At 65.8% G+C, this 18,416-nt stretch carries 13 protein-coding genes; 1 reads left to right on the top strand and 12 read right to left on the bottom strand.

Features of this window, described 5'->3' with window-relative positions; genetic code table 11:
• Position 1 precedes the first annotated feature (1 nt).
• Genes U0S50_RS08475 through fliE form a run of 7 tightly spaced genes read right to left on the bottom strand, consistent with a single transcriptional unit; the run spans position 2 to position 6,894 of the window.
• Positions 2 to 1,477: a flagellar hook-length control protein FliK gene (locus tag U0S50_RS08475; protein WP_322308344.1), complete on the bottom strand. Its 1,476-nt coding sequence runs from the start codon at positions 1,475 to 1,477 to the stop codon at positions 2 to 4.
• Positions 1,474 to 1,917 carry a hypothetical protein gene (locus U0S50_RS08470; RefSeq protein WP_322308343.1) on the bottom strand — a complete coding sequence of 148 codons (444 nt, stop codon included), beginning with the start codon at positions 1,915 to 1,917 and terminating at the stop codon, positions 1,474 to 1,476. Before U0S50_RS08470 ends, U0S50_RS08475 begins: the two co-directional genes overlap by 4 nt.
• Positions 1,914 to 3,245, bottom strand: coding sequence for a FliI/YscN family ATPase (locus tag U0S50_RS08465; RefSeq protein WP_322308342.1), 1,332 nt, complete (start codon positions 3,243 to 3,245; stop codon positions 1,914 to 1,916). The genes U0S50_RS08470 and U0S50_RS08465 overlap by 4 nt, the downstream gene beginning before the upstream one ends.
• The gene (locus U0S50_RS08460; protein WP_322308341.1) at positions 3,242 to 3,850 is read right to left on the bottom strand and encodes a FliH/SctL family protein; all 609 of its coding nucleotides are present in this window, start codon (positions 3,848 to 3,850) and stop codon (positions 3,242 to 3,244) included. The genes U0S50_RS08465 and U0S50_RS08460 overlap by 4 nt, the downstream gene beginning before the upstream one ends.
• The gene (locus U0S50_RS08455; RefSeq protein WP_322308340.1) at positions 3,843 to 4,886 is read right to left on the bottom strand and encodes a flagellar motor switch protein FliG; all 1,044 of its coding nucleotides are present in this window, start codon (positions 4,884 to 4,886) and stop codon (positions 3,843 to 3,845) included. Before U0S50_RS08455 ends, U0S50_RS08460 begins: the two co-directional genes overlap by 8 nt.
• Complete coding sequence (fliF, locus tag U0S50_RS08450) at positions 4,879 to 6,549, bottom strand: flagellar basal-body MS-ring/collar protein FliF (protein ID WP_322308339.1); 1,671 nt, start codon at positions 6,547 to 6,549, stop codon at positions 4,879 to 4,881. The genes U0S50_RS08455 and fliF overlap by 8 nt, the downstream gene beginning before the upstream one ends.
• Before the next feature lie 3 nt (positions 6,550 to 6,552).
• Positions 6,553 to 6,894, bottom strand: coding sequence for a flagellar hook-basal body complex protein FliE (fliE, locus tag U0S50_RS08445; protein WP_322308338.1), 342 nt, complete (start codon positions 6,892 to 6,894; stop codon positions 6,553 to 6,555).
• A 245-nt stretch (positions 6,895 to 7,139) separates the two neighbouring features.
• On the opposite strand from fliE, the gene U0S50_RS08440 reads away from it, so the two are divergent.
• Complete coding sequence (locus U0S50_RS08440) at positions 7,140 to 7,958, top strand: flagellin (protein ID WP_322308337.1); 819 nt, start codon at positions 7,140 to 7,142, stop codon at positions 7,956 to 7,958.
• 204 nt (positions 7,959 to 8,162) lie between these two features.
• On the opposite strand, the gene U0S50_RS08435 is transcribed toward U0S50_RS08440, so the two are convergent.
• From U0S50_RS08435 to U0S50_RS08415, 5 genes are all read right to left on the bottom strand, one after another.
• The gene (locus U0S50_RS08435; RefSeq protein ID WP_322308336.1) at positions 8,163 to 11,465 is read right to left on the bottom strand and encodes an error-prone DNA polymerase; all 3,303 of its coding nucleotides are present in this window, start codon (positions 11,463 to 11,465) and stop codon (positions 8,163 to 8,165) included.
• Positions 11,462 to 13,000, bottom strand: a complete 1,539-nt coding sequence (locus tag U0S50_RS08430; RefSeq protein ID WP_322308335.1) for a DNA polymerase Y family protein — start codon at positions 12,998 to 13,000, stop codon at positions 11,462 to 11,464. Before U0S50_RS08430 ends, U0S50_RS08435 begins: the two co-directional genes overlap by 4 nt.
• On the bottom strand, positions 12,903 to 13,691 hold the full coding sequence (locus U0S50_RS08425) for a hypothetical protein (protein ID WP_322308334.1): 789 nt from the start codon (positions 13,689 to 13,691) through the stop codon (positions 12,903 to 12,905). Before U0S50_RS08425 ends, U0S50_RS08430 begins: the two co-directional genes overlap by 98 nt.
• A 139-nt stretch (positions 13,692 to 13,830) precedes the next feature.
• Entirely contained in the window at positions 13,831 to 15,231 is a 1,401-nt protein-coding gene (locus U0S50_RS08420; protein ID WP_322308333.1) for an efflux transporter outer membrane subunit, read from the bottom strand.
• Positions 15,228 to 18,416 carry an efflux RND transporter permease subunit gene (locus tag U0S50_RS08415; RefSeq protein ID WP_322308332.1) on the bottom strand — a complete coding sequence of 1,063 codons (3,189 nt, stop codon included), beginning with the start codon at positions 18,414 to 18,416 and terminating at the stop codon, positions 15,228 to 15,230. The genes U0S50_RS08420 and U0S50_RS08415 overlap by 4 nt, the downstream gene beginning before the upstream one ends.

Genomic DNA, 18,416 nt, shown 5'->3' with positions numbered 1-18,416 from the left:
GTCAGGCAAAGCGGCCGCGCCGTTCGGCGCCGCCTTCGTCGCGGCGCTTGTCTTCGTTCGCGCGCTCGGGGGCGGTTTCGATGAGGTGGGCCGGGTCATGGGCGTGCCCACGTCCTTGCCCCTGTTGCGATTGGCGTCCGCTGTCGCCCGGCGTATGGGTGACTTCGGCTCCTGCAACGCGCACGCCCTGCTGGCGCAAATCTTCAACGAGCTTTCCTTGGGCGGCCTGTACGATCGTTGCGGTTGTTTCATGCTGGGTGTCGAACTTCAGCGATACGCCTTCCTCGCCTTGCGTCATTGCGACGTCAAGGCGGCCAAGGTGGCGCGGCATCAACCGAAAGCTGATGTCGCCGGTTTCCGACTTCGTCGCCGCGATGTCTCGCGCCAACTGATCGATCCACATGTCGTCGCTGCTCATGTCGAGCAGACGGTCGGCAACAGGAGCCGGCGACCCGCTTTCGTGGGTGGCATGGGGCGCGGCGGCCGAGGTCGCGTTCTGGGTGAACAGCACGGTCATCGACGCGCTGTTGTCAATGGCGGGGCGGGCGACTTGCGGTTCGGCAACGATGCGTGGCTGAGCCGAGGCTTGACCGCCAGCGATGTTGGGCCGGGGTGTGGCTGGTTGCGCTGCGAGAGGCGTTTCGGGATCGCTGCTCTCGATAGCCGTCGGGGACGCCGCTGCCACTTTTCCGGGCTTGTCGGCCTTTTCGGGGTGAACGGTATTGTCCGGAGCCGCTGGCGTCGCTGGTGTCGCAGGTGTGACGGGAGCCTCTGCCTGTCCGCGCATGGCCTGTTTGCTCGCCGCCTGAGCGGCGGCGACGGGCGGAGCGATCGGTGCCGCGACAGGTGGCGGCGTGATGGCAGCGGTACCCTCCAGTGGGCGCGGCGTGACCCCAAGCGAAGCATCAATGACCGGCGAAGCGGGCGTTTGAGGGACAGGTTTGCCGTCAGCCGAAGCCGCACCGGAATCAGAACGAGCGTCCTCCGCTGTTTCGCCGTCCGGTGCCGCGACCGGCGCTTTCGCCGCGCCATTGTCTTTGGCCATGGCGGCGGCGGGCGGCAGCACAGCCTTGCCGCCGTAAAGCGCATTCAGAAGATCAGCTGCCGCCGCCGCTGCCTGGTCGGGCGCGGTGGCTTCCTTGGCTTCGTCGGCGGGCAGAGGCTCGGTGGGAACGGGTGCGCTCAAAGCAATGTCACCATTGGTGGGCGGGGCCGCTTCGGTGAGTGTGGCGCTGCTGATCGTCGCGCGGAATGTGGCTGGTGCGCCGCCCTTGGGCAGAAAGGGGGCGAGCGCAGCGGCGGGCGTTCCGGGGGCAGAATTGCCGTCGACCGAAGCGGCGCCCGGCGTCGCCGCGAGCAATTTCTCGAAGCTGGCTGCGCCGCCTTCTTCGCCCAGTGTATGGCCGAACGTCGCGAGGAAGGCCGCAAAGCCCGGAGGTGCTGCCTTTTGCGGCATTTGGGGCAGAGCGCTCATCATGCCGCGCCGCCTTCGATCAGGCGCAAGCGCATGCCTTGCGTGCGGTGAGAGCGATTGGCGTCACGGCGGCGTTCCTGCTCGACCTCGGCCGTCCGGCGGCTGCGTTCATACAGGCGAACCGCCGATTCCTCCTTGATCATCGCGCTCTGCGCCAACGCGCCCATGTGGTCACGGCGGGCACTGGCATTGCTGAGCGGGGCAACCAGATTTTCCTGCGCGAGGTCGAGCCGCATGCCCAGTTCGCCGACCGAGTTGAGAGCACGACCGGCGACTGCGCCGCGGGCGACAGCCAGATCGGCGCGCAGCGTTTCAAGCCGCTTTGCCAGTTCGACCAGATTGGCGAGTTCGCCGTTGGCACGGGCCAGATTGGCTTCGGCCATTTGATGTTCGACGGTGCGCACGCGGATGATACGTTTGCGGCGTGCGGTACGGGCGTTCATGCGGTATATCCTTCGATCAGGGTTTGGCGGGATGTTTCGAAATCGACCTGCGCCCCGGCGGCTTGCGAAACGAAGGCAAGCTGATCGGAACGGCGGGAAATGGCTTCGTCGAGCACCGGGTCGTTGCCCGCGACATAGGCGCCCATCAGCATCAGGTCGCGATTCTCTTCATAAGCGGACCAGAGCTGGCGAAAGCGGGCGGCAGCGGCAGCGTGTTGGGGGTCGACCGAATCGGCCATGGTGCGTGACAGCGACCGGGCGACGTCGATCGCCGGATAGACCCCTTGCTCGGCCATCTGGCGCGACAGAATGATGTGGCCGTCGACGATCGCGCGGGCGCTGTCGACGACCGGGTCCTCGATGTCGCCGCCGTCTGCGAGCACGGTGTAAAGCGCCGTGACCGATCCACCGGTCTGGCGATCGATCCCAGCCCGTTCGCACAGCGACGGGATCAGGGCAAAGACCGACGGGGGATATCCCTTCATCGTCGGCGGTTCGCCCAGCGTCAGTCCTATTTCACGTTGCGCGTGGGCGACGCGGGTCAGGCTGTCGATCAGCAACAATACTTTCTTGCCTTCGTCGCGGAAGGCTTCGGCGATGGCGGTCGCGCGCATCGCGGCGCGCAGGCGCAGCAGCGGCGGGTGATCGGCGGGCACTGCGACGACCACGGATTTCTTGCGCACGGCGGGCGGCAGCTTGGTTTCGACGAAATCGCTGACTTCGCGGCTGCGCTCGCCGATCAGCCCGACCACGATGACGTCGCATTCGGTGCCGGCGATCATCTGACCCATCAGTACCGATTTTCCGACACCCGAGCCTGCGATGATCGCGACACGCTGGCCTTCGCCGACGGTCAGCAGGCCGTTGATGGCCCGGACGCCCATGTTGAGCGGTTTGGTCACGCGGCCGCGGCGCAGCGGATTGACCTTGCGGCCGGCCAGCGGCCACTGGAACTGTGATTTGACCGGCGGGCGCCCGTCGAGCGGATTGCCCTGAGCGTCGATGATGCGGCCGAGCAGCGCCTTGCCGCAAGGCACCATGCTGCTTGCGCCGTGGGGCTCGACCGGTGCGCCGGTGACGAGCGGCTGGTTGGTGTCAAACGGCAGGACCAGGCTGCGGTGGCCGCGAAAGCCCACGACTTCGCCGTTCACATATTCGCCCGTCGCCGATCTGATGCGGACGTTGCTGCCCAGCGGCTGCGGAAAACCCGACACTTCGAGCATGATGCCCTCGTGTGCGACGAGCGTGCCGACACGGCGCGGCGAGGCGTTCGTCAGGTCGACGGGGTCGAGCAACTGGCGCGCGGTCATGGCGAGTCGGCGCGTCATGTCGTGGCCCCTTGACCGCCAAGCGCGGCGCAAAGTTCGTCGAGATAGACGGCCCGCCCATGTTCGATCCAGCCAGCGGATGTCTCGATACGGATGGTCCCGCGCGGCATTGCCGGATCGGCTTCGACCGGCAGCTTCAGCGGGCAGTCGACCAGCAACGCGGCGTCGGCGGGGTTGACCCACAGCGTGCGTGCCTTGTCCGCTTCGGCTACCATCGCGGCGGCGGCTTCGGCTTGTCCCTGAAGCCATTCGGCATCGATGGGGGCGGCTTCGACAATCTGCCGCACCAGTCGTTCGACCGTCGCAGCGATCAACTGTGCCAGTTCCTCGCTGGGTTCGTCCTGCAACGCCTCCGATGCGGCGATCAATGCCAGCAGCTGGTGGCGTTCCGGACCATAGGCTGCCTCGGCAAGCCGCTGTCCTTCGGCAAGGCCGCGCGCATAAGGGTCGTCGACCAACTCGGGTTCGATGACCATAGCGACCGTCTCGGTGACGGGAGCCGGCGTTGCCGGGGCAAAGGACAGCGGTTTGAACCCGCTGTTCCGGGCCATCGCCTGCGCGAGAGAGACCGGCGAGAAAGCTGTTTCGGTCGCGCGGTCAGACATAATCGTCGCCCGCGCCCGCGATCATGATTTCGCCCGATGCGGCCATCTGGCGCACGATCATCATGATTGCCTTTTGTGCTTCGTCGACGTCGACGCGCTTGACCATCGTCATCTCGGCCATCTCGTCGCGGATCGTTTCCGATGCGCGCTTCGACATGGTCGACAGGCACAGGTCCACCATGTCTTCGTCGGTGCCCTTGAGGGCGATCGCAAGTTGGGCGGCATCGACGCTGCGCAACACCGTGCCGAGGCTCTTCTTGTCGAGGTCACGCAGGTTTTCGAAGATGAACATTTCTTCCTCGATCGTCTGGGCGAGCAGCTTGTCATGCTTCTTCAGCGCGCGGATCGTGCGTTCCGACAGCTGCTTGGGCATCTGTTTCATGATCTTTGCGACGTCGCTCGGTCCACCGATCGCCTGCTTGACGACGCGTTGGCCGTCAGCGTTGGCGCTGGTCAGCACCGCCTCGAGATCCTCGATGGCCGCCGCGGGCACCGAACTCAGCTGGGCGGCGCGCAGCACGAGATCAGCCTGTAGCAATTCGTCGAGCGTTTCGATCGCGCGGGCCGCGATGTCTGGAACAAGGACGGAAAGGATCAGCGCGCCAACCTGCGGATGCTCGCTGGCAAGCAAGCCGCTGATGGCGTCGACATCCATCCAGCGCAGCATTTCGAGCGAAGCGGCGCTGCGCTGCGGCGCGACGGCCGCCAGAATATTGTCGGCGCGGACATTGCCCACCGCCTGATTGATAACGGTGCGGATGCGTGTGTCGGCGCCAATGGCCAGCGCACTGACGCTGCGGCTTTGCAAGACGAACTGTTCGAGCGCGAGTTCGATCTGCACCTCGCTGGCGTTCGCCGAATCGAACATGGCCTTAGCGAGTTCACGCACCTCGTCGGGGTCGAGGTGCTTCAGGATCGTCGCGGCCTCGCTTTCGTCGAGCAGCATGAGCAGGATGGCCGCGGCGGCAGATCCTTCGACCGCTGGCTTGGCTGCGGGAGCCGCTTCGTCGAGGGGGATTTCGGCGGCGTCAGGCACGGGCGCCCTCCTGCATCAACTGGCGGACGACCAGCGCGGCGCGAGCCGAATCCTGGCGGACGAAGGCGCGGACGAGATTGGCCCGATCTTCATAGCTCGGCGCGGCTTCGATCATTTCCAGCGTGATTTCATGGTTGCGTTCGCTGCCACCGCTGCCGCCTCCGCTGGTCAGCGCCGGGCGCGCTTCGGTGGCGGCCAGCAGCGATTCCTCGAGGGCATTGTTGCGTTCGGCGCGCGCTGCGGCGCGTTCCTTGGCCGCACGGATCAGCGGGCGCCCGATGAACAGGAAGGCAAGCAACGCGGCCAGCACGGCGCCGACCTGTTTGATCAGCGGTAGGAACCAGGTCTGTTCGTAGAAGGCGGGCGGCGTATCCTCGATCTGGACAAAGGGGCGCTGACTGATCGCAACGGTATCGCCGCGCGCGGCATCGAAACCGACCGCGCCCTTCACCAATCCGTCGATCTTGGTGAGGTCGGCCTGAGTCAGCGCCTTTTTGCCCTGGTTCAGCGCGACCGCAACCGACAGGCGGCGCAACCGTCCCTGCGGCTGGTGCGTCACCGAAATTTCGCGGCCGACTTCATAGGCGCGCGAGGCATTTTCGTTGCTCTGCGTTTCCGGCGCGCCGGGCGGGGTCGGTGCCGGGGCTTCGTTGGTCACGGTGGTCGCCTGTGGCGGCTGGTTCGACAGCGCGCCGGGAATACCGACGGCGGGGGGCGTGCCCTGTCCGGACACCGAACGGGTGATCTGTTCGCTGGTCAGCGCCCGATCATTTTCGGGGAAGCTTTCGCGCGTCGCCTGGCTTTCCGACATGTCGACATCGGCGTGGACCTCGACCGAGAAATTGCCGGCGCCGAGCATCGGACCGAGAAGGGTTTCAAGCGCGCGGCGGAAACGGTCTTCCATCTGCGTTTGCAGTTGAAAGGCCTTCATGTCGCTGCTGGTTGCCGAATCCGACAACAACGCGCCGCGCTGGTCGATGACCGACACCTGTTCGGCGTTCATTCCGGGGATCGACGACGCGACGAGGAAGCGAATGGCCTGCACCTGGCCGTCGGACAACGAGCGGCCGTTCTGCAAGGTCAGCATCACCGATGCCGTCGCGGGCTTGTCTTCGCGCACGAAAAGGCTGGGTTCGGCCGCAGCAATGTGAACGCGGGCGCTCTTGACTGCGTCGACCGCTTCGATCGTGCGGGCGAGATCGGCTTCGCGCGCACCGCGCAGCGTTTCACCCTCGATCGCACGGCTCGATCCCATCGGCAGGGCGGCGATCATGCTATCGCCGCTCGGCTGGGCGCGGGGCAGCCCCTGGCCGGCCAACGCGATGCGCGCCTGGTGCACCTTGTCGGCGTCGACGGTCAGCGCCCCGGTGGTCGGGTCGATGCTGTGCGTGATGCCCGACGATTGCAGTGCCTCGGCCACCGCCGCCTTGTCAGCGTCGCCGAGCCCGGCGAACAATTGCGTCTGCGGCGCGGTCTGCGTCATGAAATAGGCGAGCGCCGCGATGCCGATCGCGGTCGTTGTCGCAATGGCGGGAAGAGCGCGCTGCACAGCGGGCTGCTGCGTGAACTGGCGCAGCGGCGCAAAGCGACCGCCCAGTGAAGACGCGGGCAGCCGCGCGGCGGCAGGAGTGTCGATGGGAGCAAGAGCTTGAGCGTCGGCCATGGATTACACCGGCATGTTCATGATGTCGCGATAGGCGGAGAGCAGCTTGTTGCGCACCTGCAGCGTGGTTTCGAAGCCAAGCGAGGCTTTCTGCCGCTCGATCATCACGCTGACGATGTCGTGCGTGTCGCCACGTTCATAGGCCTCGGTCAGCGCGCCGGCCTTGGCCTGCTGCGCATTCACCTGTTGCAGCGCGGCCGAAATGGCGGCGCCAAAATCGGGCGTTCCTTCGGCGCTGTCGGCCCCGGCGATCCCGCCGCGCCCTGCTGCGCGCTGAAGCGCCTGGTTCTGATTGAGGATCGAACTGCGCATCTGCAGCAGTCGGCTCTGATCAATCGTGCTCATTGGCTTTCATCCGTCCTGATGCGCGGCCGTGCGCCGCACGCCAAGAACAATGCAAAGCACGTGCCAATTTTAATTATTACATATTTTCAGTGGCTTGATTGGGTGTCGTGTGGGCAGTCAGGTCACTTCGGCATTTTTTTGACGCGACAGGCTTAATCCTGTCCGACGGGCGCCGTTACTGCTTTCGTGACCGCTCGCCGAGCCCTCACACCACGGGAATGGCCATTGAGCCGGAAAGGAATATCATGACCGTCATCAACACCAATGTGAGCGCGCTTCGCGCCCAGAACAGCTCGCGTGTTGCGGGCCAGATGCAGTCGCAGGCGATGGAACGCCTGTCGAGCGGCAAGCGGATCAACAGCGCGAAGGACGACGCCGCCGGGCTCGCCATCGCCACACGTATGGACGCTGCAGCACGCGGCCTGACCCAGGCGATCCGCAACGCCAACGACGGCATCTCGCTGGCGCAGACCGCCGACAGCGCCGCCGGCAACATCTCGAACATCTTGGTTCGCATGCGTGATCTGGCCATGCAGGCCTCCAATGGCACGCTCGGCGATGACGACCGCAGCGCGATCCAGACCGAAGTCGATGCGCTGATCAGCCAGATCGGCGACGTTGCGACCCGTACCACCTTTAACGGCAACACCCTGCTCAACGGCAGCGTCAGCGCCGGCTTCGACATCCAGACGGGTCTTGACGACGGCCAGGTCGTGAACATCACCATCGCCGACCTGCAGGCTTCGGCTCTTGGCGTCGCTTCGCTCGACTTCTCGACCGCAACGGGTGCCTCGGGTGCGCTGTCGACCCTCGACACGGCGATCCAGACGGTGGCGACTGAACGCGCCAACCTCGGTGCGCAGCAGAACCGCCTGTCGTCGGCTGTCGATAATTTGACGTCGACTGTCACCAATTTGTCGGAATCGAAATCGCGCATCGAAGATACCGACTTCTCGGCGGAATCGACGAAGCTTGCCGCGGCAGGCATTCTGGCCCAGGCGTCGACCGCGATGCTGGCCCAGGCGAACCAGAGCCAGCAGGGCGTGATGAACCTGCTCCGCTAATCGCTGACTACCAAATTCAGGCTGTATTTGGTTGGTCCCTTTGACAGCCTGAACCGATGCCCCGGCTCCCCACAGCCGGGGCATCTTCTTTATGGGCTTGGGGTGTGCGGGGTCGCGGAATAAAATTCCGAAGGCAGCGGAGGCAATGCCACGTCCCGCCATATTTTCCTTGCTCGCCGATGCCGTGTGCCCGCGCCGATCGCCCTAGTGAAAGTCACGCGATTTCGGCAGAATGCGTACATTGCGTGGGTGGCCATGCCCGCGCGCGGCGGCGGAGCCGTGGCCGCGCGGATATTGTGGGTGTTTTACCTCGTCAGCGCGGGCGAGTTCGGGTTCGAGTGGCCGGTCGCCGAGTGCGTCGAGCATCGCGGTACGATCTACGATGCGGCTTGCCATCAGATGGACGACGCCTTCCTTGCTGCGCTGTACCTCGCCTTCGACCAGCATCAGCCGCGATGCCATGACGGCGCGGCGATAGCGTTCGAAATGGCGTGCCCACAGCAATATGTTGACGATCCCGCCTTCGTCTTCGATCGTGATGAAGATCGCATTGCCCTTGCCCGGCCGCTGACGGATCAGCACGACGCCCGCACTGCGCACGACTGCCCCATTTTTCGCCGCCGTGGTTTCCAGGCAGCTGAGCACGCCTTCGCTGGCAAAGGCCGAGCGCAAAAACGCCATCGGATGGCCTTTCAGCGACAGGCGCGTCGTCTGGTAATCGGTCAGCACCTGTTCGACGCGCGGGGTCGGCGGCAGCTGGGCATCGGCTTCGGCGCCCAGTTCATCCGCCCCGGCGGCAGCGAACAGCGGCAGCACCCCCTGCCGCACCCGTCGCGCTTCCCACAGCGCCGGGCGGCGCTCGAGCCCCATCGACCGGCAGGCATCGGCCTCTGCCAGCAGGCGCAGCGCGCGCGATGGCAGGTTGGCCCGGCGCGCCAGTTCTTCGATTGAGGCAAAAGGGGTGGTGCGTGCAGCGGCGATCTGGTTCGCCCATTCCTCGCGAAATCCGTCGACCTGGCGAAAACCGATTCGCAGCGCGAGGGCGCCGTCGGCGCGCCGTTCGAGGCTGTTGTCCCACCCGCTGGCGTTGACGTCGGCGGCGCGCACCTCAACGCCATGCTCGCGGGCGTCGCGGACGAGCTGCGCGGGGGCATAGAAACCCATCGGTTGCGCGTTGAGCAGACCGCACGTGAAGACGGCGGGGTGATGGCATTTCAGCCAGGAGGAAACATAGACCAGCTTGGCAAAGGATTGGGCGTGGCTTTCGGGAAAGCCATAGCTGCCGAACCCCTTGATCTGATTATAGCAACGCTCGGCGAAATCGCGCTGATAACCGCGGCGCACCATGCCGCCGACCATTTTGCCCTGATATTCGTGGATCGTCCCGAGGTTGCGAAAGGTCGCCATCGCGCGGCGCAATCCATTGGCCTCGTCGGGGGTGAAACCGGCGGCGGTGATCGCGAGCTTCATCGCCTGTTCCTGGAACAGCGGCACGCCGCAGGTGCGGTGGAGAATGTGCCGCAATTCGTCGGGATCGTGCGGCGGCGCGGGGGAAGGGAAATCGACCGCTTCTTCGCCGTTGCGGCGTTTCAGATAGGGATGAACCATATCGCCTTCGATCGGTCCCGGTCGCACGATCGCGACCTGGATCACCAGATCGTAGAATTCGCGGGGGCGAAGGCGCGGCAGCATGTTGATCTGGGCGCGGCTTTCGACCTGAAAGGTGCCGATGCTGTCGCCCCGACACAGCATGTCATAGACCGCAGGATCCTCGTCGGGCAGGCTTTTAAGGTCATGGTCGCCCAGGTCATGGAGCCGCATCAGGTCGAAACATTTGCGGATGCAGGTCAGCATGCCGAGCGCGAGGACATCGACCTTCATCAAATTGAGCGCGTCGATATCGTCCTTGTCCCATTCGATGAAAGTGCGATCGTCCATCGCGGCATTGTGGATCGGCACCATTTCGTCGAGCCGGTCCTCGGTCAGCACATAGCCGCCGACATGCTGCGACAAATGGCGCGGAAAGCTCAGCAGCTCGCCGACGAAGCGGTGCAGCCGCTCCACCTCGCCATTCAGGGGGTCGAGTCCGGCCTCGACCATCCGTTCGACCGGCACTTCGTCGCCCCAGCTACCCCAGCTCGTATCGGCGAGCCGCGCGGTGACATCTTCACTGAACCCTAGCGCCTTGCCGACCTCGCGGATCGCGCTGCGCGGGCGATAGTGGATTACCGTCGCGGCGATGCCGGCGCGTCGCCGCGTATAGCGGCGATAGACATATTGCATCACCTCCTCGCGCCGCTCATGCTCGAAATCGACATCGATATCGGGGGGCTCGCCGCGCTGTTCGGATAGAAAGCGGCTGAAAAGCAGATTGTTCGCGATCGGATCAATCGAGGTGATTTCGAGCAGATAGCAGACGAGCGAATTGGCCGCCGATCCGCGCCCCTGGCATAATATCGGGGGCTCGCGCGTCCGCGCAAAATTCACGATGTCGTGAACCGTCAAGAAATAGCAGGCGTAATTTCGGCTGCGGATGAGGGTCAGTTCCTCGTCGAGAACGGCGCGCCAGCGCGGCGGCAGCCCGCCGGGATGGAGCCTTGTCGCGGCGCTCTCGACCATATGTTCGAGCCAGCCCTGCGGGCTCCATCCCGCGGGCACCGGTTCATGCGGATATTCATAGGCAAGATCGTCGAGCGAAAAATCTATGCGGGCCAGGATCGCCTGGCTTTCGTCCACCGCCTCGGTACAGCTGCGGAACAGGCGCCGCATTTCATCGGGCGATTTCAGATGGCGTTCACCATTGGCGCGAAGCAGGCAGCCGGCCTTGTGGATGGTGGTGCCTTCGCGGATGCAGGCGAGGACATCGTGGAGCGGGCGCTGGTCGCGGGTGGCGTAGAGCGCATCATTGGTCGCGAGCAGCGGGATGCCGACGCGGTGGGCAAGGGCGCAGAGTCGGGCGAGATTGCGATGATCGCTGCCGCCGTGCGGCATCGCCGCGCCGAGCCACAAGGCACCCGGCGCGGCGCGGGCAAGGCGGCGGAGCACGGGTTCGTCCTTGGAGCGCGCCATCGCGATCAGCAGCAGATCTTCGCTATGGACCAGCAGATTTGGGAACGTCATCACGCAATCGCCCTTGTGGGTGCGGCGGTTGCCGAGGGTCAGCATCCGCGTCAGCCGTCCCCAGCCGCGGCGCGTCGTCGGATAGGCGATGATGTCGGGGGTTCCGTCGGCAAAAACCAGCCGCGCGCCGACCACCAGCTTGAAGGGCAGCAGCTCCCCCCCTTCCTCTGCGGCCTTGGCGCGCCGCTTGCGCAGCGCGATCAAGGCGCGGACCACCCCCGCGACGCTGTTGCGGTCAGCGATGCCGATGCCCGCCATGCCAAGCGCCATCGCTTCATCGACCATGTCAGCGGGGTGCGAGGCGCCGCGCAGGAAGCTGTAATTGGTCGCGGCGACCAGCTCGGCAAAGGCAGGGCTGGGCGATGGTTGGGGGGGCGGGGCGTTCATGCGAACAGCCCGTGGATATACCAGCGCGGCCCCGGTTTTTCGTCATACAGCCCGTGGCGGAACAGCCAGTAACGGCGCCCCTGGACATCCTCGACCCGGTAATAATCGCGGGTCAGCCCCTGATTGTCGCGGCGGCGCCACCATTCGGCGGCGATCCGTTCGGGCCCTTCGTACAGGCGCACCGCATGCAGCACGCGGCGCCAGCGAAAGCGGTGCGGCGGGCCGTCGGGCACTTCGGCGATCACCTCGATCGGTTGTGGCGGGTCGAACAGGTAAAAGGGCCGGAGTGGCGGCTCTCCCGCTTCGACGTTGGGCCAGGGGGCGGCGGGCGGTGCGTCGGCGGCGGGCAGCTCGAGCTGTGCCTGTTCGGGGATATGGGTGTCGGCGGGGCGATATTGGCGCACCCGTCCGCGCCCCAGCCGCGTCGTCAGGCGGTCGGCGAGTTCGCCAGCCGCCGCCTGGTGCACCGCCCCGCCCTCCAGCTTGAGCTGGCTCGCACCGAGCGCCTCGAGCCGTGGTACGGCCAGGCGGATCATGTCATAGCCAAAGCCGGGATCGATCGGGTCGCGCAGGCCGTCGATGCGCTCGGCGAACAGGCGCATGACCAGCGCGGCGTCGCGGGTCGGCTGGCCGGTTTCGATCGCGATTCCCCGCGCTAGCCCGTCGCTGCGGAAAAAGGTCGCGCGAAAGGCGCGCCCGCCCTTGCCGCGTTCGGCCATGGCGACGGCCGCCTCCTCAGCCAGTTCGGCGAGCACCGCCATCGCATGCGTGCTGCTCGCCAGCGGTTCGGCGAAGCGGCGCTCGGCGGTGACTGGCGGCGGGCGGGTGCGCGGGGCAAGCGGGCTCGGTTCATCGCCGAGGATGCGGCGCAGGGCGCGGGCGGCATCGGCGCCGAAGCGAGCAGCGATGCCGGCCATCGGCCGGCTCGCAAGATCGCCGACCGTCCGCAGCCCGGCGCGGAGCAGCGCGCGTGTCGCCTCTGCCTCCAGCTCCAGCGCCGCGACGGGCAGGCGGCGGATCGCGGCGGCTTCGTCGGGGGCGGGCGGCGCCGGATAACGCGCCAGCGCGCGCGCCGCATCGGCGGTCGGGCCGATCGCGTGCCGCACCGTCATGCCGATGCGGTCGAAACGCATCGCGGCGTCGATGGCCAGCTCCGCTTCGCCGCCCTGAAGATGCGCGGCGCCGGCGATGTCGAGGATCAGTCCGTCGGGGGTATCGAGCGCGACAAGCGGCGTATAGCGGCCGCAACCCAGTGCCAGCTGGTCGAGCCAGGCCGCGTCGGCGGCCGGATCGTGCGACACCACCGTCAGCGCGGGAATGCGCGCGCGCGCATCGGCGAGCGGCATGCCAGGGACGAGCCCCAGCGCCGCGGCGTCGGGGGCAACGGCGGCGATGCGCAGCGCGCCGCGGACCTTTTCGGTAAAGACCAGCGGCGCGTCAGGCGGCCGCGGCGCCGTGCGGTTCCAGCGCTCGGCGGGCAACCAGGGGAAGAAAAGCGCCAGATAGCGCCGGTTCGCGGAAGGCTTGTTCGTCACGGTTCCACTCCAGCCGCCAGCGCGCCCCCGCGGGGCCGGCGCGCCAGCGCAGCAATTCCAGGTCAAAGGCGGGAGCGCCTGGCGCCCGCGCCTCCAGTTCGCGCGATGGCGCTGCCGTCACCTGCCAGCGCGTCTCGGCGGCGCTGGGCTCGGGGGCGGCGGCGATCCGTAGCAACAGCAAGATCGTCCCGGCATCGCGGGCGCCGAGCGCGAGACGCCGGCCCGCCGTCAGGTCGAGTGCGGGAAGGCGGCCCCGGCTTTCGACCACGACCGCCGCCGATCCGGCGCAGCGTACCGCATCATTGGCGGCGGCGAGCAGCGCCTTGGCATCGTCCGTTTCGACAAGCAGCAGCCGGTTCGGATCGCCGCCCAATTCGGCAAGCCCGGGGGCATAAAGCTGTCCCTCGCGCTGCGCGCTGTCGGCGGTGCGCAGCCACAACAGCGGCGCCGCGCCGCCGCAGCGCAGCGCGAGCAGAGCGGCAAAGCCGGCGGCGCTTGCAGCGTCGAGCGGGTCGGCGGCGAAAAATTCATGGCACCGCCCGACCATCAGCCCGCCGCCGAGCGCGGCGTCGAATCCGGCATGGCCGCTCGTCAGCCAACCCCCGGCACGGCTGTCCGCAGGCGCACCCGAAGCGGCGATCCGGGCGACGGTGCGGCGCAGCCCGGCGAGAGAGGAAGACGACTCGCACATATTTGTTCCTTATATGTTCCATTAGCGCGCGTGCCGGGGTGAATGTCAAGGAGAGTCCGCATGGCTCACCTTCCCGAGCCATCAGGATTGTCATTCCGGGTTTCCAGGCCGGTCGGATGCAGCCGATCTGGAAGGGGGGTCAGGGGGTGAGAGACGTCCCCGCGGCGCTGTCGCCGCCGAGCGCGCGGAACAGCGCGATGCGTGTCTGGATCAGCAAAAGGCGGGTCGCGGTTTCGCCCCGCCGCGCGGTATGAAGGCTGCGCTGCGCATCGAGGCTGGCCAGAAAGCTGTCGATCCCGCCCTTATAGCGCGCTTCGGTCAATCGTGCGGTGTCGGCGGCGGCATCGCTGTTCGCCGCCGCGGCGCGCAGCCGTTCGGCGATCGTGCCCTGCACCGCCAGCGCATCGGCGACTTCGCGAAAGGCGGTCTGGATCGCACCTTCATACCCCGCAAGGGCCGCGTCACGCTGTGCCTTCGTCACCGCAACACCTGCCCGGCGTCCGCCGAAATCGAAGATCGAGGCGTTCGCTGTGCTGTTCGCCGACCAGACGAACGAGCTGCCCGCAAACAGGCCCGATAGCGCATCGCTCGCCAAACCGAGCAGGCCGGTCAGCGAAATCGACGGGAACAATCGTGCCCGTGCCGCGCCGATGTCGGCATCGGCGGCGCGCAGGCGATATTCGGCTTCGATCACGTCGGGGCGGCGTAACAGGATGTCGGAGCGGACCCCTGCGGGAAGGGCCGCAATCGCGCCTGCCACCTCGTCCAGGCTGGCGGGCAGCAGGGCGCGGTCGACATCGCCGCCGACCAGCAGGCGAAGCAGATTTTCATCCTGCGCCAACGCGCTCTTCTGCTGTGCGATCGCATCCTCGGCAGTCGCCAATATTTGTTCGGCCTGTCGCAAGTCGGTGCGCGGGGCGATTCCACCGTCGAGCCGGGCGCGGGTCAGGCGCACGCTTTCGCGAGCGTTGACGGCGCTGTTTTCGGCAATGGCCAGCAAGTCGCGATCGGCACCATAGCTGGCCCACGCTGCGGCTAGTTCGGCGATCAGGGCCACGCGGACGGTGCGTGCCGCCGCCCCGGTTGCGAGCGCATTGTTGCGGTCGGCCTCTGCCACATTGGAAAGGCGCCCGAACAGGTCGAGTTCGAAGGCGGTGACACCGCCGCGCAGTGCGAAATCGGCACTGTTTCCGCCCGCATTGTCCGAATAACCCGCCGCCGTGCTGGCGCCTAGCGCCGGGAAACGCGCGGCGCGCGATACCCGTGCCTGTGCCTGCGCTGCCGCGACATTGGCAAAGGCGCGGCGCAGGTCGCGATTGTCCGCCAGCGCCCGTTCGATCAGCACCTGGAGCCGCGTGTCGGTAAAGATGCTGTGATAAGATAGGGTGGGAAGCGCCGCCTCGTTCTGCAGCAGATAAGCATCGCCGACTGGCCAGCTTTGCGGCACCGGTGGTTTGGGCAGCACTGTCTTGGGAGCAAGCGAACACCCGGCAAGAAGCAGCGGGGCAGCGGCGAGGGGAAGGATGGCGGCGCGGATCATGCGGTCGCCTCCTGCCCGTCCGATTTGCGCCCGAAGCGCGCACGGAGCGCCGCGAGCCCGTCGCGAACTCCGCGCCTGACGAGGACGAAGAACAGCGGGATGAAAAAGATGGCGAGCAGGGTCGCGGTCAACATGCCGCCGATCACCGACGTCCCGATCGCGACGCGGCTATTCGCGCCGGCGCCGGTCGCAAGCGCCAGCGGCAACACGCCAAAGATGAAAGCAAAGCTGGTCATCAGGATCGGACGCAGGCGGATGCGTGCTGCGGCGATTGCGGCCTCGATCACCCGCTTGCCCTTCTTTTCCTCCTGCTCGGCGAATTCGATCATCAGGATCGCATTTTTCGATGCGAGCCCCATCGTCGTTAAAAGCCCGATCTGAAGATAGACGTCATTTTCCAACCCGCGCAGTGTCACTGCGAATACCGCGCCGACAAGGCCCAGCGGAATGACGAGCAGCACCGCGACCGGGATCGACCAGCTTTCGTAAAGCGCGGCGAGGCACAGGAACACGACGAGCAGTGACAGCGCATAGAGTAGCGGGGCCTGCCCCGAGGACAGCCGTTCCTGATAGGATGAACCCGACCAGGCAACGCTGGTTCCAGGAATGTCGGCTGCCATCCGCTCCATTTCGACCATCGCTTCGCCCGAACTGGTGCCTGCTGCCGGCTGGCCCGAAATTTCGAAAGCGGGAACGCCCTGAAAGCGCGAGGTGGTCGAGGGCGTGGTCGACCAGCCGATCGAGGCAAAGGCCGAAAAAGGCGACATGTCCCCATCGGCCGATCGGACATACCATTGGCCCAGATCTTCGGGCTTGGCACGATAGGGGGCGTCGCCCTGCACATAGACGCGCTTGACGCGGCCATCGTCGATGAAGTCGTTGACATAGCGGCCGCCCCACGCGGTCGACAGCGTCGTATTGACGTCGCTGTTGCTGAGACCATAGGCGGTCAGGCGCTGCGTATCGACATCGACTTTCAGCGTGGCGACGTCGGGCAGGTCGCTAAGGCGGACGGATGTAAGGCGGGGGTTGGCGTTCGCCATGTCGAGCAGACGATCGCGGGCGGCAGCAAATTCCTCGCGGGTCAGGCCGCTACGATTCTGGAATTGCATCGTGAAGCCCGATGTGTCGCCAAGCCCGCGCACCGCACCGGGTACCAGCGCGAAAATCTGAGCGTCGCGAATGCCCGATAGAGCCTTGCGTGTCCGGTCGGCGATGGCATCGGCGCTGTTTTCCTGTCCCGGTCGCTCATCCCAATGCACCAGGTTCATGAATCCTTGACCGGTATTCTGCCCCGACGCGCCGCCCCCGCCGCCGCCTGCGACCAGAAACAGCGATTCGATATTCGCCTTTTCACGGGCGAGCAAATGGTCCTCGATCGCGTCGCGGACTTCCAGCGTCCGGGCCTGGGTGGCCCCTGCGGGCAGCCGGAACTGGACCTGGACCCGCCCCTGGTCCTCGCGGGGCAGGAACCCGCCCGGCAGACGGAAAAACAGCACAGCGAGCAGCGCGAGGATCAGCATATAGATGCCAAGGAAGCGCCATTTGCGGTCGACGACCGTGCTGACGCTTCCGACATAGCTGTTGGTGGCGCGGTCGAACCGGTCATTGAACCAGTGCTTCGCCTTTTGCAGTCCGGCGTCGATACGGGGAAAGCGGCCCGGCGGTTGTTCGCCATGGGCCTTGGGCTTGAGCAGAGTCGAGGTCAGGGCCGGGCTGAGGATCAGCGCGACGAATACCGAAAGCGCCATCGCCGATACGATGGTGATCGAGAACTGGCGATAGATCACGCCCGTTGATCCGCCGAAAAAGGCCATGGGCAGGAAAACGGCGGACAGCACCAGGCCGATGGCGACCAACGCGACCTGCAGTTCCTTCATCGACCGGAAGGTTGCTTCACGCGCCGACATGCCGGGATTTTCTTCCATCAGCCGCTCGACATTTTCGACCACCACGATTGCGTCGTCGACAAGCAAACCGATCGCGAGGACAAGGCCGAACAGCGTCAACGTATTGATGCTGAAGCCCGCGAAATGAAAAATGGCAAAGGTACCGAGGAGCACGACCGGCACCGCGATCGCCGGGATCAGCGTCGCCCGCCAGCTTTGCAGAAAGACGAACATGACGATGATGACGAGCAGGATCGCCTCGAACAGCGCCTTTTGCACCTCGCTGACCGACAATTTGATGAAGGTCGTTGTGTCGTTGACATAGGTGTAATCCAGCCCGTCAGGCATATTCTGAGCGAGCTGGTGCATACGCTCCTTCACCCGTTCGACGGTGGCGAGCGCGTCGGCGCCTGGCGACAGCGAGATTGCGATGCCCGAACTGGGGTTACGGTTGAGGCGTCCGACCGAGCTGTAGCTTTCGGCGCCGATCTCGACCCGCGCGACGTCCTTGATACGAACTGCAGCGCCGTCGGGCAGCGTCTTCAGCACAATATTTTCGAACTGTTCGGGGGTTTGGAGCCGTGACTGGGCGGTGACGGTTGCGGTCAGTAATTGTCCTTGCGGTGCGGGCAGGCCGCCGACCTCGCCCGCCGCGACCTCGCTGTTCTGCGCGCTGATCGCCGACACCACATCGCCAGGCATTAGCGACATTGCAGCGAGTCGCTGGGGGTTGAGCCAGATCCGCATCGCGTGCGGCGAGCCAAAGACATTGACGTCGCCGACCCCTTCGACCCGCGATAGCGGATCTTGAACGCTGGTCGTCAGATAGTCGGACACGTCATAGTTCGACCGGCTGCGCGTGGTGTCGAACACGCTGACGATCAGCAATATATCCGAATTGGACTTGCTGACCCGCACCCCTTGCGCCTGGACCTGCTGCGGCAGGCGCGAGATGGCCGACTCGATCTTGTTCTGGACCTGTACCTGCGCGATGTCGGGATCGGTGCCCTTGTTGAATATCGCGGTGATGCTCGCCTGGCCACGCGAACTGGACTGCGAGCTGAAATAGAGCAGACCGTCGATTCCGGTCAGTTGCTGTTCTAGCACCTGAGTGACGCTGTTTTCGATCGTTTCGGCCGATGCCCCGGGATAGGAGGCGCGGATGTTGACCTGAACCGGGGCGATGTCGGGATATTGCTCGATCGGCAGCGCGCGCAGTGCCCCGATCCCCGCCAGCATGACGATGATTGCCAGCACCCAGGCAAATATCGGGCGGTTGATGAATATCTGCGACAT

This window comes from Sphingopyxis sp. (assembly GCF_034380315.1).
GTDB lineage: Bacteria > Pseudomonadota > Alphaproteobacteria > Sphingomonadales > Sphingomonadaceae > Sphingopyxis.
Note: the sequence above shows the minus strand (reverse complement) of the source record. Positions and strands in the feature narration are given on the sequence as shown.